Here is a 14,856-nt window from a genome sequence, read left to right as displayed (position 1 = left end):
CGTGTAGCGCCCATTCAGGAAAGACACCCCATGCTGACCGGAAAACACCTCATTGCTGGCGAATGGCTTGGTTCGGCCCAAAGCTTTCAATCTTCGCCAGCCCATGGTCCTGCACGCACCTTTTCAGCCGGGACCCCGTCGCATGTCGACGCGGCTTGCGAAGCGGCAGAAGCAGCATTCCCCGCATATTCGACCACCTCGAACTGCGAGCGCGCGGCGTTCCTGAACCGCATCGCGGATGAAATCGAGGCCAGAGGGGCCGAGATCACCGAAATCGGCACGCAGGAAACCGGCCTTCCCGCCGCGCGCCTGGATGGTGAGCGGGGCCGGACCGTCGGGCAGCTGCGCCTTTTCGCTACGCATATTCAGGCCGGTGGCTGGCTTGACCGGCGGCATGATCCGGCGCTTCCGGAGCGGCAACCCGCCCCGCGCCCCGACCTGAAGATGATCCAGCGCCCGGTCGGTCCTGTTGCGGTTTTCGGCGCGTCAAACTTCCCGCTTGCCTTCTCGGTCGCCGGCGGGGACACGGCATCGGCCCTGGCCGCGGGCTGCCCGGTGGTCGTCAAAGGCCATTCTGCCCATCCGGGGACGGGAGAGGTTGTCGCCCAGGCCATTGATGCGGCAATCAAGGCGACGGGCAGTCCGGCAGGCACGTTCAGCCTTGTCCAAGGTGGCAAGCGCGATGTGGGCGAGGCGCTGGTGCAGAACCCCTTCATCAAGGCGGTCGGCTTTACCGGCTCGCTTGCCGGGGGACGCGCTCTGTTCAACCTGTGTGCCGCGCGCCCCGAGCCGATCCCGTTCTTCGGCGAACTTGGATCGGTCAACCCGATGTTCCTGCTGCCTGCCGCACTTGCCGCGCGCGGCGAGGCAATCGCCAAGGGATGGGCCGGATCGTTGACCCTTGGTGCCGGCCAGTTCTGCACCAACCCCGGAATCGCCGTCGTCATTGATGGTCCGGACGCCGATGCCTTCGTCGAGGCCGCGAAGGCGGCTGTTGGTGCGGTGGGTCCGCAGACCATGCTGACCGACGGGATAGCCGAGGCGTTCCGGGCGGGTCGGGACCGCGTTGCCCGTGGGTCCGGGGTCCGGTCGGTGCTGACCAGTACCTGCGACCTGCGAAATGCGACACCCTATCTCTTCGAGGTCTCGGGGGCTGATTGGCTGGCTGACCACAATCTTGCCGAAGAGGTGTTCGGTCCGCTTGGGCTGATTGTCCGTGTGCGTCATGCCAGCGAGATGCAGGCCATTGCCCGCAGCCTGGAGGGCCAGCTGACCTGCACCCTGCATCTGGAAGCAGAGGACATGGATCTTGCACGCCTGCTGATGCCGCTTCTGGAGCGCAAGGCCGGTCGGGTTCTGGCCAACGGTTTCCCGACCGGGGTCGAAGTCGTCGATGCACAGGTCCATGGTGGCCCCTATCCTGCATCAACCAACTTCGGGGCGACCTCGGTGGGGACGCTGTCCATTCGCCGCTGGTTGCGGCCCGTGGCCTATCAGAACATGCCGGATGAACTGCTGCCGCGGAACTGGTTGGCTTGATCATGGCAGGGCTTGTCACAGTCGGGCAGCTAGATGGGCAGGATGTCCGGCGGGTCACCCTTTCCGGCGAACGGGGGCTTCAGGCTGAAATCCTGACCAACGGCGCAAGATTGGCGGCACTTTGGGTGCCGGACCGCGATGGCAAGCTGGCGGACATTGTCCTCGGCTTTGACACTCTGACCGATTGGCAAGGTCGAGGTGGCTATCTTGGGGCGACGTGCGGCCGGTATTCGAACCGCATTGCTGACGGTCGTTTCAGCCTGGACGGGCGCACGGTCCAAGTTGACCGCAATGAGGGACAGCAGCATCTGCACGGCGGCCGATCAGGACTGGACACGAAGCACTGGACGATCGTCGACCATTCCGACAGCCATGTCACCCTGGAAACCTCGTCGCCGGATGGCGAGATGGGCTATCCGGGCGTGATGACCGCGCGTGTGACCTACCGGGTCGAGGGCCTGGGGCTGACAATCGAACTGGAAGCTCGCACCGACGCGCCCACGGTCGTCAACCTAGTCAACCACGCCTATTTCAACCTTGCCGGTCATGCTTCTGGCGACGTGCTCGGCCAGCACTTGCAGATCGATGCCGGGTACTATCTGCCGGTCGATGACCGTCTGATTCCGACCGGCGAAGTGCGCCTGGTCTCCGGGACACCGTTCGACTTCCGGACGGTCCGGCCGATCGGGGCAGAGATGCCGGGTCCGGGTGGATTTGACCACAACTTCTGCCTTTCCTCGACGACCGACGAGAAAGGCCTGCGGCGATGCCTGCGCGCCGAAGACCCGGTTTCAGGCCGAAAGATGCAGCTTTCGACGACCGAGCCTGGCGTGCAGATCTATACCGGGGCGCATTTCGACGGGACGCCGGGCAAGTCCGGCGCGCGCTATCCGAAGTTCGCCGGATTTGCGGCAGAGACCCAGCGCTTCCCGAACTCGCCGAACACCCCGCACTTTCCGTCAGCACGGCTGGACCCCGGTCAGGTCTATCGACACCTGATGCAGTTTGACTTCACGCCCGCCTGATCACCTAAGGCGGCAAACCTTTCTCAGTTTGTGTCCGATGCGTGCCAAATCTGAGCGTAGGCTCACGTTTGTCTCTGGCTGCGATGACCTCTCTGGAATCCTGCCGGCTAGACTGATCTCGTGAGTCCGCCGTCGACGCGCAGCGTCTGGCCCGTCACATAGCTGCTGTCGTCCGACAGAAGGAAGGCTGCGGCCTTGGCCTGTTCCTGCACCGTCCCGATGCGCTTGAGTGCGGCGAGTTCGCCGTACTTGGCGACATCCAGACTGTCGGTGAAGCCCGGGGCAAGGCAGTTCATCCGGATGTTCACCGGTCCGTATCGGTCGGAGTAGAGCTTCGTGAACGTCGAAACAGCCGCCCGATAGGTACACGACGCGGGGAACCAAAGTGACGGCTCGTGGCTGGCGTAGGTGGTGATGTTGACGATGGACCCTGACTTCTGTCTTTCCATCATCGGGGTTACCAGACGCGCCATCCGGATGACGGAGGTCAGGATCATGTCATGCGCGAGGTCCCAGCCCTCGTCTGGAATGGACAGCAGATCGCCCTTGGGCGGATGGCCGGTATGGTTCAGGACAGCATCGATCCGACCATGAGTGGACATGGCAAGATCGACCACGGCCTTCAGGTCATCGGCACTTTGCGCGACACCGCGATGCGCGACGCCGCCCAGTTCAGCAGCAAGAGCCTCGCAGCTCTCAGACGGGGACATCAGAACAAGCGCATACCCGCGCCCGTGCATTTCGCGGGCAATGGCGGCACCGATGCCGCGCCCTCCTCCAGTAACAAGACAGACCTTCTGCGTCATGGCTTTATCCTCGGACAGGGTTGATGCGGGTGAACGGTCTCAGGCGGCCCAAGGTGAAATATGGAAATAGTGCCGGGCAGAGAAGCGAAGGCAAAGTTCTGGTGATCCCTTCGAGCGATATCTTGCTGTCTTGGTAGCCCACGTCAATGCGCCGCACCGCCGAGCGAAGGAACGCACCAAGCACCTTTAGGCGCCGACCCTAGTTCCAATTCAGAACCGGCTGCATCGTGGCTGCGAACTCCGCCTTTTCTTCGTCCGTTAGCAGGCCGAACGGCATACGGCAGGTTCCGACCGGATTGCCCTGAAGCTCGCAGCCATACTTGAGCTTCTGCACGAACTTTCCGGACTCCAGAACGTTCATTGCGGGCCAAAGCATCTGCATGATTTCCCTGGCGCGTGCGTGATCGCCCCTGCGGAACGCCGCGTCCATCTCGCAGACCGGCTTGGCCATGCAGTTGGCCGGGCCACAGATCCAGCTGTCCGCGCCCCACTGCATGAAGTCCCAAGCGATGTCATCCGAGCCGGAAACCAGCTGAATCCGCCCGGCGTATCGGGTGGAGATACCGATCGCGCGCTGAAGAACTCCGGAACTCTCCTTGATCCCGATGATCCGCGGATTGTCGGCCAAGGCATCCAATGCCTCATACCCGATCTCGACCCCATCCTTACCCGGGTAGGAATAGAGTACGATGTTCGTGTCCGTGGCGTCGATGACCTTGGTGAAGTGTTGGACGATCTCGGCCTGGCTTGGCTTGGTGTAGAACGGAACGGCAAGCAGGACGGCATGATACCCCATCGCCTTTGCGCGCAAGGTGTTGGCGATCACACCGGCGGTGGAAGGCGCGTTAGTTCCGGCGATCAGCAGTTCGTCGGGGCGTGCAAAGTCCTTGACGAACTGCAGCACGCTATCGCGCTCGTCATCGCTCATCAGGTTGTATTCGCCAGAAGACCCGCAAGGCACCCATCCGGCCACCCCCGCCGCGCGCAATGACCGCAAGTGCCGGTCGAGGGCGGCAAAGTCGATATCGCCCGCAGGGCTGAAGGGCGTAATCAAGGCGGGCAATACCCCGGAAAGCTTTAGCATGATGATCCTTTTCGAGCGCTGACATCGGGCTGTTGCGGAAGCCCGCGCTTGGACTTCAGCGGGTGCAGATCGTGATCCAAACGGTCGGCCGACGCGGACGCAACGCCTACGAAGGGCTTTTGATAGCTGCACTTATGACGACACGATGACGACACGTCAAATCAAAAATAGACAGTGTCGACTTGTTGACGTCATTTGGTCTAAGGTTGCCCCAGGGTTCAGAAGGAGGGCTGGATTTGCGCGAAGAGTCTGAACCAAAACGGCTGAAGGGTACCGGCGTCCGATATGCCTATGAGACGCTGCGGGACGAAATCCTTTCGCTCGATCTTCAACCCGGTGCGGTGCTGGATGAAACGTCACTCGCCGAGCGCTTTTCGATGTCGCGCTCTCCGGTGCGAGAGGCGTTGATCCGTCTGGCGGGTGATGACCTTGTCGTGACGCTGTCAAACCGGTCGACGGTGGTCGCGCCAATCGACGTGCAAAGCTTCCCCAAATACGTCGAAGCCCTGGACGTCGCGCAGCGGATGAACACGCGCTTGGCGGCAGAGTTGCGGACCGACCTTGACCTCAAGACAATCGCCCGCCGCCAGAGAGAGTTTGTGGCAGCCGTCCACAAAGGGGAACATCTGGCCATGTCCGAAGCGAACAAGGCGTTCCACATGTCGATCGCGCATGCGGGCCGCAACCCTTACCTCGCGGCGTTCTACGAACGACTTCTGAACCAGGGACGACGGATGCTTCATCTCCATTTCGCCTATCTTGAACAAGGAAATGAGGAAGTTCTGCTGACAGACGAGCATGACGAAATGCTGGCAGCGATCCGTGACCGGGATGTGGCGCGGGCCGATGCACTTGCACATGCCCACACCCGGCAGTTCCGCGACAACTTCATCACCTACATGACGCAGAATTACCTGAAGGACGCATCTTTCGTCACGCTCGGGCCCGCAGCCTGACCTGCTGGCGTGCGACGGCGAACGGGTCGGACAACACTGCACGCTGAAGGCATCTACCGTTCAGTTCGTCGGGCTGCGGAGGGCCGTGACGTTCGTCGCAAGTACCTCGATCCCGCCAGCCAGAACCAGCGTCGTGCCAGCGCTGCCGCCCTTGGCTTCCACCACCCGCGCGTAATGCTCTACGGGACGGGAATCGAGCAGGGTCTCGCCGTTCAGACTCTCCAGTTCGATGGTGTAGATGCCGGGCGGAAGTGGCGAGCCGTCGGTTCCGCCCCCAAGCCATTGGTAGGGCTCGGTGCTGACGGGGATCTCCTCCCGGGATACAAGGTTGCCAGCGCTGTCCCGAACCGCCAGCACCGCCCGGGTCGACCCCACGGCTGGATTGGGCGACAGCGTGACCGGAGTCCCCTCATACAGGATCGGCGCATTCGACCGGGCTTCCTTGCCGATCCAGCTTGCCATTTCGGCCATGCCCAGCTGCTGGAACCTGCCTTGAAGATCGGCAAGCAACTGGTTGGTGCGCACTTGCTGCTCGACCCCTGAAAAGGTCGCCAACTGGACGGCATAGTCGGCGGAATCAATCGGGTTCAGCGGATCCTGATTCTGCATCTGAACCGTCAGCATCCGCAGGAAGGTGTTGAAGTCCGAAGTGATCTTCGACGGAGCGGCGGCACTGTTGGCCGAGGCCGCAACAGGATTGACCGAAGAGACGTCCATGCTTTCCTCACAGTCTGAGATCGAGAGATGCGCCAACCGACCGCATCGGGGTTACTTCTGCCTGGTTGGCGTCGTCGAAAGGTAGGGCTGTTCCAAGAGCGCGGGGCTCTCTCTGATGTTCAGACCTCTCCTCCCGACCGCCCTGGCTGAAGCCGATGTCGGCACCCGAGTAGCCCGCATTCCGCAGGGCGTCGACCAGCTCGCCAGCGTGCCGTCGGAAAAGATCAAGCGTTTCTGGCCGCTCGACGCTGATCATTATCATCATTCGATCCGGGTTTGCGGAATCGGGCTCCATCCGAAGTCGGACGTGGCCAAGCTCCTCAGGTGCCAGGGCCAATTCAGTCATCGTGCTTGAATTGCGGACCAGCACATCCGAGAGCTGTGACGCGACCTGTGGGATATGCAGTGCATGGGCGTTGTTCGACCCGCTGTGCATGGTCGATGGAGTATGGGTCGGCGAGATCAAAGCAAGAGACTCCGCCACCTGTGTCCATCCGGCGCTTGAGGGATGATCGGCGACCCAAGGCGTGAACAACAAGCCGGAGACGGACCCATTGAAATTGCTGGCCCCGACCTCGGGAAGGTTCGTCGACAATCCCGAAGCGGTGAGCTTTGGTCCTTCCGCGGGCCGGTCTTTGGTCGAGGTCGTATCGGGCTGTTCCTTCTCGCCCGCAGACGCAACAAACATCGGGACTGCCGGGCCATCGTTCGCGCCGCCTTCGACCACAGGTCCCGCTTCGATTGCAATGGAAGTCTGCAAACCACTAACCGCAGATCCGGAATTCGACGACGTGAGCGAATCTGGTGTCGAGAAGAACCGCTCCCAAAAGCTTGTCGTCGGCTTGTCGGGTTCGGCTTTGATTTCGGCTCGTGAAGCAACCGACAGGACCGAAGCGAGGATCCGGCTACTTTCGGGTGAATGCTGAAGCGCAACCGGTGGTTGGGGGGGCACGGACAACACTTGGGTGCGCTGAACCTGGCCTGGCGAATCCAGCGAAGGATGCAATTGTGCCATCGGAGGCTGGTGACCAGCAAATGGGCTGTCGCTTCGCTCCAACTCGGTAAGGCCTTCATTCACCAGGGAGGAGGGAGCGCGTCCCGGCGTGATTGCACCTTCCATCGCTTCCGAAACGTCCGCGATTGAACTCGCCTGAGGCCGCACTGGCGTCGATCCGTATTCCTCGACGAGCTGGCTGTTGCTGGCCCTGCATGCAATGGAACTCTCATCAGACGGAGAATTGCTGCCAAGGGGCCGCGACATGTCATGCGGTACTCCGGCATTGCCCGGCTTCGAAGCTTCTGTCGGCACGATGAGCGCAGCAGCAATCGCAGCCGGACTGGAGACTGACTTTCCAGAAACAGGTTCGGGCAATGGGCGGCCGTCGACCGTTGTTGATCCCTCCTTGGCCAGATCAGGAGGGCTTGTCCGCCCTGATAGGACTTCAGGATTGTCGCTGACTGACCCCACTTCCCTACCCACGGCAAACTCCGCCACCATCGATCCTAGGGACGGCTGAAGACCAGGCGGTGTGCCCGGTTCGTCGGTCAGCAGCGCAATGAGTGGGTCGCTTCCGGCATCACCCAAAACCGCTTCCGAAACGCTATGCTTGGCTTCGACGTTTTCCCCCTCAGTCTTAAGAGACATGTCTACGGCAGATGCCGACCCCGTCGCCAACGCAGGTATTGCAGGCCCCGGAAACGGCCAGGCCAAGATCATTGGACCTGGAAAGGCCGTCCCTGTGGCATCAATCGCCAGAGCCCCGGTATCCTGGGTCGAGGCAATGTCGCCGAATGCCTCGGCAAAGGAACCATCGCCCGGTTCGACCGGCTGGGGCGCGCTGAGCCCCTCGCTTGTGGGCGGGATTGCTGAAAGGAAAGCAAGAGGGTTCTGCATTGATCCACGACTTCTGCCGCAACAGACCCATTTCTCGCGAACAGAAGTTACCCAATCTTTACCCGCTTGCCAGATGGTTGCCGAAAATCCGAACTTTCCGGAGCAAGCAATGGACCTTTCACCCGTCTCCTCGCTTACACCGCAACGGCGGCAGCAACTCATGTCAAAGGCAGAGGAGCTGGAGGCCACCTTCCTTTCGGAAATGCTGGCCCACTCGGGCATGTCCGAGCTGCAGGGCGCGTTCGGAGGCGGTCAAGGAGAGGCGCAGTTCACCTCTTTCCTCCGCCAGGAGCAGGCCAGGCTGATCGTTCAACACGGCGGCCTCGGTCTTGCCGAACTCATCTTCAATTCGATGACCGAGGCTGAAAATGGAAAGGCTTGAGACGCTTCTCGACCAAGTCGCAGCGGCGCTGATTGCCGGGGATTTTGCTGCCTTGGCCCGACTTGCACCACAGATCGAAGCGCAAAGCCTGGCGGGAAGGGATCGTCCCGCCGCTGAAGCCTTGCGCGAAAAGGCACTTAGGAACGAGCGCCTGCTTGATGCGGCCGCACGGGGCGTCAAGGCCGCCAGCCTGCGGTTTTCCGAGGTCGTCCGAGGCCCAACGCTGACCACCTACGATTCGCGAGGTCAGAAGGCCCAGATCAGCGCGCTCGCCGAGACCCGGTCTCGTCGTGTGTGAAGTGAATCAAATTCGGGGCATTTGGTCTCTCCGGATTAGGGAATGATTAGGGCCTTTATCGCCTGATTGGTCGTGCGCCTCATGACGAGGCGGCGCTTTCCGGATCCCCGGCAAGCACGGATAGAACGCCCCTTCTGCCACGATCTGTGGCTTCCCCGGCCGTGAAACCTGCGGCCCTGTGTGAAGGACTATGTAATGTCGTCGATCCTGACCAATACCAGCGCGATGGTTGCCTTGCAGACGATGAAGGGCATCAACGCCAGCCTGAACAAGACTCAGGCGGACATTTCTACCGGCAAGTCGGTGGCCAGCGCCAAGGACAACGCCGCCTACTGGCGCGCCAAGGAAGGAGAGATCGCCCGCACGCTCCTTGCGCTCCCTCAGGTCAAGGCCGCCCGCGTGCATATCGCAAGCGCGCCGACCCGTGCGTTCCAGCCGGACGCGAAACCAACAGCCTCCGTCACGCTGACCACCGTTTCCGGCAACCTTGACGAGGCTCAGGCGCGTGCGATCCGGCACCTTGTCGCCAGCGCGGTTGCGGGAATGACACCGGATGCGGTCCAGATCATCGACACCGTCGCGGGGCTGATCGGCGGCAGCGAACCGGATGGCTTCAACGCGGGCAGTGCGGATGATCGGGCCGCTGCGATCAAAGGCAATGTGGAACGCCTGCTGGCAGCCCGCGTGGGCGATGGCAAGGCCGTCGTCGAGGTGTCGATTGAGCTGAACTCCGAACGTGAGGCGATCACCGAACGCAAGTTCGACTCACAGGGCCGTGTCGCGATTTCCTCGGAAACGGAAGAACGCAGCGGGTCCAGCACCGAACCCGGAGGTGAGGTGACGGTGGCGTCGAACCTGCCGGAAGGCGATGCAACCGGGGGCGGTCAGGGCCGAAGCCAGAACTCCGAAACGCGTGAGCGGGTCAACTACGAAGTGTCGGAAACTCAGCGCGAGATCCTGCGCAGTCCCGGGGCCGTGCGGCGCATGACCGTCGCGGTAATGGTCGACGGCGTCGTCACAATTGCCGCCGACGGCACAAGGACCTGGGCGGCGCGGCCAGACGAAGAACTGGCAGCTCTGCGCGAACTTGTCGCGTCTGCCGTCGGCCTGGATGAGGCGCGGGGCGATGTCCTGACCCTCAAATCGCTGGAATTCCAGGAAACTGCGGTGCCTCCAGGGACAGAAGCAACCGCCAGCCTGATCCCGCCAATCGGCCAGATGGATGTGATGACGATCATTCAGACAGTGGTTCTTGCCTTGGTGGCGCTGGTTCTGGGGCTGTTCGTGATCCGGCCGATCCTGACGTCGGCAAATCGCCCGGCCCTGCCTGCTCCGACCCCGCCGTTGGCGCTGCCGTCTGCCGCAGTGCCGGGTGGCATCGCCCTGACCGGAGAGGTTGAGAACGGCTTTGACTACGGCGCTTTTGCGGATGTTCGCGGCGACGTCACCCGCGAAAATGCCGCTGACGGTGAGGAGGAGGACCCAGCAACCCGTCTGCGTCGCCTGATCGAAAAGCGGCAGACCGAGTCGATCGAGATCCTTCGTGGCTGGATGGAGCATGAAGAGGAGCGCGCCTGATGCCTGCACTGCGTCTGGAAGTCTTTGACACGGCGATTGCCGGCGATGGCACCACACAGCCGATGGTCGAGGGTGCCTTGGTCGAAGAAGCCAAGGTCGCCTCGTTCGAGCAGGGATATTCTGCCGGTTGGGATGACGCAGTTGCTGCGCAGCAGGGCGACCAGATGCGCATCCGGGCCGATCTGGCGCGCAACTTGCAAAGCCTGGCCTTCACCTTTCAGGACGCCCGAAGCCATGTCCTGCAGGCGATCCGGCCTCTGATCCTGGAAATGATCAATCGGCTTTTGCCCGAGGTTGCCCGAGAATCGCTCGCCCCGACTGTCCTTGATGCGATCACCCCGCTGGCCGAGGAGCTCGCCGATGCGCCGCTGAGCCTGGTGCTCAATCCTGCGGTTCGCGGGCAGGTTGAAGATCTTGTCAGGCAAGCAACCGGACTGCCGATGGTGATCGAGGAAGAGCCCTCGCTCCCTGAAGGTCAGGTCTACATCCGGTTCGGAATGGTCGAGACCAAGGTCGACCTCTCACAGGCCACGGCGGACATCGCCATCGCGGTCCGCTCCTTTTTCACCCTCAACACCTGAGGATCGTCATGGAAGACATTGCCGACACCAACCCGTTCAGCCAGGTGCCGATTGAAGTGACCATTTCGGTGGGTCGTGCGCGGCCCCTGGTCCGCGATTTGCTGCGGCTGTCTAAGGATGCCGTGCTGCAGCTGGATCGACGGGTCGATGACCCGGTGGAACTCTATGTGGGGGATCGCCTGATCGCCCGAGGTGAGCTGACCGAACTGGAGGGGGAACATGCGGGACAGCTGGCGGTCCGGCTGACCGAGGTGGCCAACCTGCGGGGCGGACTGTGAAGGGTGCTGTCGGTCTGGCGGCCGCCCTGATGCTCCTCGCTGGACCGGCCCTGGCGCAGCAGATGTCCATCGACTTCGGCGGCAGCGGGGGCGAGTCGCTTTCGTTGCGGTCGGTCCAATTGCTGCTGCTGGTCACCGTCCTGTCGATAGTGCCGGGGCTGGCGGTGATGGTGACCTGCTTTCCCTTCATCGTCACGGTCCTGTCGATCCTGCGGCAGGCGATCGGGTTGCAGCAGGCCCCGCCGAATATGCTAATCATCAGCCTGGCGATGTTCCTGACCTGGTATGTGATGGACCCGGTCTTCTCCGAAGCCTGGGTCAAGGGGATTGAACCGATGACGAACGGGACGATGGAGGTGGGGTCGGGTCTGCAGGCGGCCATCGCGCCGTTCCGGGTCTTCATGGCCGCGCGGGTCGATCCGGAGACGCTGCAGACCCTGCAGGACCTGCGGTCGGCAGTCCCGGTCGCCCCGACCGACGCGCCGCTGTCCTTGCTCGTCCCATCGTTCCTCTTGTCCGAGATCCAGCGGGCGTTCGAGATCGGGTTCATGATTTTCCTGCCCTTCCTGATCATCGACCTCGTCGTCGCGGCGATCCTGATGTCGATGGGGATGATGATGGTCCCGCCCGCCGTTGTCGCGCTGCCCTTCAAGCTGATCTTCTTCGTGGTGGCGGACGGCTGGGCGTTGGTATCGGGGGCGCTGGTCAGGGGCTATTTTTGAGGGCCTCGGAGTGGAGGCCGCAAAAGTGTCCACGGTGGACAAAACCTGATGTAACAGCAATATCAATGACTTGGCCGTGGGCGTTTGCCGTTTCTTAATCCGTGAACTTGGCCGCTGGCGGGCAGGGTTTTCGTTGTTTGCGGTACGGACCGTCCCACCAGACGGGCCAGGCTGAGCGCAGGGTGACAGCGGTGCAGATGGCGTCTGGTGGTGCCTGGACGCGGCCAAGTCAGACTTGGACGGTCAGCGGGTCCATGACGCCAGGTTAGACCCGCCAGACGGAGAAGCGACCATCCAACCTGTCCTTGACGCCGCCACGGGAAAACCATCGGGACAGGAGGCGAACCAACCCTCGCCCGCCTCAGGCGTCCAGGATGCGACCCTTGGAGATCCACCAGTCAGGATGCCTTGCAGCAAGCTGGCGGGCAGCGGTGTCTGCGGCCTTCACGGTCGCGTAAAGGCCGAAGTGGGTACCGCCCGACCCCGACATTCGGGCAAGGAGGCAGTTCGGCGTTCCGGCGAGGGCCTGCTGCACGTCAATCAGGATCGGGGCGACCGCAACCGCCGGGGGGACAAGGTCGTTTCGGGTATGGGTGGCGAGCCAGTCGGTGAAACCCTGCGCCGACGACACGGCGGCTGCAGGCAAATCCGGCAGGGGCGGGTTGTCCCGCGCGGTGAGGGCGGCAAAGACCTGCGGCGTCGACACGGCCACGCGGGGGTTCACCAGGACCACCCACATTGGCGGCAACGGAGGAAGTCCGGCCAGCGTTTCGCCAATCCCGGACATCCGCACTGGGCGGCCGACCAGACAGACCGGCACGTCGGCACCAAGGCGCAGCGCGTCCTGAACCGCAGGAAGGGGTTTTCCGGCGTGCCGCGTCAGGGCGCGCAAGGTCGCAGCCGCATCGGTCGAGCCGCCACCGATGCCAGACGCGACGGGCAGGTGCTTTTCCAACCGGATCGCCACATCCGTCACGCCCATGAGACGGGCCGCCCGGAGGACCAGATTGTCGGGCTCAGCCTGCAATCCGGCAGCTTCGGGACCGGCCAGATGCAGGGACAGCCCTGCACCGGCAGATACCTCGATCCGGTCGGCGACATCGGCGAAGACCACCAGACTGTCCAGCAGATGATAGCCGTCGGCCCGGCGGCCGGTAACGTGGAGACAGAGGTTCAGCTTGGCCGGTGCCGGTTCGCGGATCGGCTCAGTTGCCATTCTCGGCGGCCTTGACCGGAGCCTTGGCGGTGCCTTCCTCGACCATCACGGCATCCAGGCCAATCTCCAGCTTGCGCTGGATGCGCGCCTGATCCGTTTCCGTCGGATTGAACGACAGGGCACGCCGCCATTGAAAGCGCGCCTCAAGCTTGCGGTCGTTCATCCAGTAGACGTCGCCCAAGTGATCGGTGACGATGGGATCGACCGGTTCCAGAAGCGACGCGCGCTCCATCGGCTCCAGCGCCTCGGCGTAGCGGCCAAGCTTGAAGAAGGCCCAGGCCAAGCTGTCGATGATGTAGCCCTGTTCGGGATCGGCGGCGACGGCCTTTTCGATCATGCCGAGCGCCTCGTCGAGCTTTTCGCCCCGGTCGACCAGGCCATAGCCGAGGTAATTGAGCACCTGCGGCTGGGTTGGGTTCAGCTCCAGCGCCTTGCGAAAATCGGCTTCGGCGGGGGCCCAGTCCTTGGTCTGTTCGTGGCAGATGCCACGGTAGAAGTAGAGCACCCAGTCCTCGTTTCCGGCGGCCTTGGTCAGGTCGATGGCTGCGGAATAGGCGACTTCGGCTTCATCGAACCGTTCCTCTCCGCGCAAGACATCGGCAAGGGCAAATTGCACCGAAACAAGATCACCATGGGCACGGGCCAGTGTCTGCAAGGCCTCGATGGCGGCATCGGCCTTGCCTTGCAACCCGAGTGCTCCAGCCCGTCCGATTTCAGCCGTGACGAAGGCGGGATCGTCGGATTTGAACGCCGTGTAGGTCTGGACTGCCAGATCATGCTGGCCGAGATCCTGCAGCACATCGGCGGTCAGCAGAAGTGCATCTGAATGATCCGGACGCAGGTAGCCCGCCACGCGGAGGTGGATGAGGGTGTAGACCGGATCAGCCTCGCCGTTCAGGGCGGTCGAGATCGAGTAGAACACTTCGGCAATCCCATCCTTGGCCGTGCGGACGGTGTCGAAGGGGATCGGCTCGCCCGCCTGCAACCGACGGCGGACAGCATCGACGATGGGGTCGGGGCCGGGGCCGAAGCTGCGGTCGAGGAGCGCCAGCGCATCGGCATTGCGCTCCAGCTGGCTGAGGATCTGGGCATGGGCGAAGACGCCGCGCCGCATCACCACGATGGGCCCGGCGGCCCGTCCGGACAGGATTTCGTCGGCGCCTTCGAAGTCGCCGACCGACGCCAGGGCAAGGGCCTTGTGGTAATAGCCGAAGGCCTCATAGCCTTGCTTCTGGGTGACGGCGTCGAAGTCGGCGAGAGCCTCGGACATCTTGCCTTCGCCGACCTTGGCCCAAGCCAGGACCAGCTGGTTCGCAAGATCGCCGACGTCGCGCCCGGCGGTGGCGATGGCGGCATAGTCCTCGCGGTTGGCTTCGTCGGCCAAAAGGGTCATGTCGGCAAGCTGGCTGGAGTCGAGGCCGAGTTCGATGCCCACGTCCTGCCGCCGTTTCGCGACCTCGATGGCAAGGGCAAAGTCGCCTGTGCCGAGTTCAGCCAGGATGGCGCCGTCGAGAAGGGTCGGGTTGCCGGGATCGGCGGTTATGGCCCGGCCGTACCAGGTGGCTGCAGAGGTGAAGTCGTTTTCGGCTTCGGCGACCCGTGCAGCAAGGTAGGCACCAGAGTCCTGCTTTTCGTCTGCATGAAGGGGCGCACCCATCGCCGCCGCGAACACGAGGGCGGACAAGGTGCGGGAAACGACGGAACGCATGGGCCTCTCCTTGCCGATCAGCGGGAAGGTAGCCCGGCTGACGCTGTCGCGCAATGCGGCGGGGCCCGACCT

At 62.9% G+C, this 14,856-nt stretch carries 15 protein-coding genes; 9 read left to right on the top strand and 6 right to left on the bottom strand.

Annotated features, from left to right (window positions below; genetic code table 11):
- Positions 1–30 precede the first annotated feature (30 nt).
- Both E8M84_RS01380 and E8M84_RS01375 read left to right on the top strand, forming a co-directional pair.
- Complete coding sequence (locus E8M84_RS01380) at positions 31–1,539, top strand: aldehyde dehydrogenase (NADP(+)) (RefSeq protein ID WP_137109384.1); 1,509 nt, start codon at positions 31–33, stop codon at positions 1,537–1,539.
- 2 nt (positions 1,540–1,541) lie between these two features.
- Positions 1,542–2,564, top strand: coding sequence for an aldose epimerase family protein (locus tag E8M84_RS01375; protein WP_137109383.1), 1,023 nt, complete (start codon positions 1,542–1,544; stop codon positions 2,562–2,564).
- A 107-nt stretch (positions 2,565–2,671) separates the two neighbouring features.
- On the opposite strand, the gene E8M84_RS01370 is transcribed toward E8M84_RS01375, so the two are convergent.
- Both E8M84_RS01370 and E8M84_RS01365 read right to left on the bottom strand, forming a co-directional pair.
- Positions 2,672–3,370 (bottom strand): SDR family oxidoreductase, encoded by a 699-nt coding sequence (locus E8M84_RS01370; RefSeq protein ID WP_137109382.1) that lies wholly within the window; start codon positions 3,368–3,370, stop codon positions 2,672–2,674.
- 199 nt (positions 3,371–3,569) lie between these two features.
- Positions 3,570–4,454 (bottom strand): dihydrodipicolinate synthase family protein, encoded by an 885-nt coding sequence (locus tag E8M84_RS01365; RefSeq protein WP_137109381.1) that lies wholly within the window; start codon positions 4,452–4,454, stop codon positions 3,570–3,572.
- Positions 4,455–4,690: 236 nt separating this feature from the next.
- Between E8M84_RS01365 and E8M84_RS01360 the strand changes: the two genes are divergently transcribed.
- On the top strand, positions 4,691–5,410 hold the full coding sequence (locus E8M84_RS01360; protein ID WP_170971817.1) for a GntR family transcriptional regulator: 720 nt from the start codon (positions 4,691–4,693) through the stop codon (positions 5,408–5,410).
- Positions 5,411–5,470: 60 nt separating this feature from the next.
- Here the strand turns inward: E8M84_RS01360 and E8M84_RS01355 are convergent, their stop codons facing one another.
- Both E8M84_RS01355 and E8M84_RS01350 read right to left on the bottom strand, forming a co-directional pair.
- Positions 5,471–6,127 carry a flagellar hook capping FlgD N-terminal domain-containing protein gene (locus tag E8M84_RS01355; protein ID WP_137109380.1) on the bottom strand — a complete coding sequence of 219 codons (657 nt, stop codon included), beginning with the start codon at positions 6,125–6,127 and terminating at the stop codon, positions 5,471–5,473.
- A gap of 7 nt (positions 6,128–6,134) precedes the next feature.
- Positions 6,135–7,772, bottom strand: coding sequence for a flagellar hook-length control protein FliK (locus tag E8M84_RS01350; protein WP_170971816.1), 1,638 nt, complete (start codon positions 7,770–7,772; stop codon positions 6,135–6,137).
- On the opposite strand from E8M84_RS01350, the gene E8M84_RS21640 reads away from it, so the two are divergent.
- The 6 genes from E8M84_RS21640 to fliP all read left to right on the top strand — a co-directional run bounded on the left by E8M84_RS21640 (position 7,771) and on the right by fliP (position 11,860).
- Entirely contained in the window at positions 7,771–8,403 is a 633-nt protein-coding gene (locus E8M84_RS21640) for a rod-binding protein (RefSeq protein WP_240790256.1), read from the top strand. The two genes, E8M84_RS01350 and E8M84_RS21640, sit on opposite strands and share 2 nt — an antisense overlap.
- Entirely contained in the window at positions 8,390–8,701 is a 312-nt protein-coding gene (locus E8M84_RS01340) for a hypothetical protein (protein WP_137109377.1), read from the top strand. Before E8M84_RS21640 ends, E8M84_RS01340 begins: the two co-directional genes overlap by 14 nt.
- A gap of 195 nt (positions 8,702–8,896) precedes the next feature.
- Positions 8,897–10,279, top strand: a complete 1,383-nt coding sequence (locus E8M84_RS01335) for a flagellar M-ring protein FliF (RefSeq protein WP_137109376.1) — start codon at positions 8,897–8,899, stop codon at positions 10,277–10,279.
- The gene (locus E8M84_RS01330; protein WP_137109375.1) at positions 10,279–10,860 is read left to right on the top strand and encodes a flagellar biosynthesis protein; all 582 of its coding nucleotides are present in this window, start codon (positions 10,279–10,281) and stop codon (positions 10,858–10,860) included. The genes E8M84_RS01335 and E8M84_RS01330 overlap by 1 nt, the downstream gene beginning before the upstream one ends.
- Positions 10,861–10,868: 8 nt before the next feature.
- On the top strand, positions 10,869–11,138 hold the full coding sequence (locus E8M84_RS01325) for a FliM/FliN family flagellar motor switch protein (protein WP_128514862.1): 270 nt from the start codon (positions 10,869–10,871) through the stop codon (positions 11,136–11,138).
- A 29-nt stretch (positions 11,139–11,167) separates the two neighbouring features.
- On the top strand, positions 11,168–11,860 hold the full coding sequence (gene fliP, locus E8M84_RS01320; protein ID WP_137110791.1) for a flagellar type III secretion system pore protein FliP: 693 nt from the start codon (positions 11,168–11,170) through the stop codon (positions 11,858–11,860).
- Between the two features lie 361 nt (positions 11,861–12,221).
- On the opposite strand, the gene E8M84_RS01315 is transcribed toward fliP, so the two are convergent.
- Entirely contained in the window at positions 12,222–13,076 is an 855-nt protein-coding gene (locus E8M84_RS01315; protein WP_137109374.1) for a 4-(cytidine 5'-diphospho)-2-C-methyl-D-erythritol kinase, read from the bottom strand.
- Positions 13,066–14,784 (bottom strand): tetratricopeptide repeat protein, encoded by a 1,719-nt coding sequence (locus E8M84_RS01310; protein ID WP_137109373.1) that lies wholly within the window; start codon positions 14,782–14,784, stop codon positions 13,066–13,068. Before E8M84_RS01310 ends, E8M84_RS01315 begins: the two co-directional genes overlap by 11 nt.
- Between the last annotated feature and the right edge of the window lie 72 nt (positions 14,785–14,856).

Origin of the sequence: Rhodobacter sp. SY28-1 (assembly GCF_005222785.1) — a bacterium.
Taxonomy (GTDB): Bacteria; Pseudomonadota; Alphaproteobacteria; order Rhodobacterales; family Rhodobacteraceae; genus Tabrizicola.
The sequence above is the reverse complement of the archived record's forward strand: the minus strand, read 5'-3'. Positions and strand labels throughout refer to the sequence as shown.

Excerpts from the sequence above, each read along its gene's own strand:
- E8M84_RS01380 (WP_137109384.1), top strand. The coding sequence starts at position 31 with ATGCTGACCGGAAAACACCTCATTGCTGGCGAATGGCTTGGTTCGGCC.
- E8M84_RS01375 (WP_137109383.1), top strand. The coding sequence starts at position 1,542 with ATGGCAGGGCTTGTCACAGTCGGGCAGCTAGATGGGCAGGATGTCCGG.
- E8M84_RS01370 (WP_137109382.1), bottom strand. The coding sequence starts at position 3,370 with ATGACGCAGAAGGTCTGTCTTGTTACTGGAGGAGGGCGCGGCATCGGT.
- E8M84_RS01365 (WP_137109381.1), bottom strand. The coding sequence starts at position 4,454 with ATGCTAAAGCTTTCCGGGGTATTGCCCGCCTTGATTACGCCCTTCAGC.
- E8M84_RS01355 (WP_137109380.1), bottom strand. The coding sequence starts at position 6,127 with ATGGACGTCTCTTCGGTCAATCCTGTTGCGGCCTCGGCCAACAGTGCC.
- E8M84_RS21640 (WP_240790256.1), top strand. The coding sequence starts at position 7,771 with ATGTCTACGGCAGATGCCGACCCCGTCGCCAACGCAGGTATTGCAGGC.
- E8M84_RS01350 (WP_170971816.1), bottom strand. The coding sequence starts at position 7,772 with ATGTCTCTTAAGACTGAGGGGGAAAACGTCGAAGCCAAGCATAGCGTT.
- E8M84_RS01340 (WP_137109377.1), top strand. The coding sequence starts at position 8,390 with ATGGAAAGGCTTGAGACGCTTCTCGACCAAGTCGCAGCGGCGCTGATT.
- E8M84_RS01335 (WP_137109376.1), top strand. The coding sequence starts at position 8,897 with ATGTCGTCGATCCTGACCAATACCAGCGCGATGGTTGCCTTGCAGACG.
- E8M84_RS01330 (WP_137109375.1), top strand. The coding sequence starts at position 10,279 with ATGCCTGCACTGCGTCTGGAAGTCTTTGACACGGCGATTGCCGGCGAT.
- E8M84_RS01325 (WP_128514862.1), top strand. The coding sequence starts at position 10,869 with ATGGAAGACATTGCCGACACCAACCCGTTCAGCCAGGTGCCGATTGAA.
- fliP (WP_137110791.1), top strand. The coding sequence starts at position 11,168 with ATGCTCCTCGCTGGACCGGCCCTGGCGCAGCAGATGTCCATCGACTTC.
- E8M84_RS01315 (WP_137109374.1), bottom strand. The coding sequence starts at position 13,076 with ATGGCAACTGAGCCGATCCGCGAACCGGCACCGGCCAAGCTGAACCTC.
- E8M84_RS01310 (WP_137109373.1), bottom strand. The coding sequence starts at position 14,784 with ATGCGTTCCGTCGTTTCCCGCACCTTGTCCGCCCTCGTGTTCGCGGCG.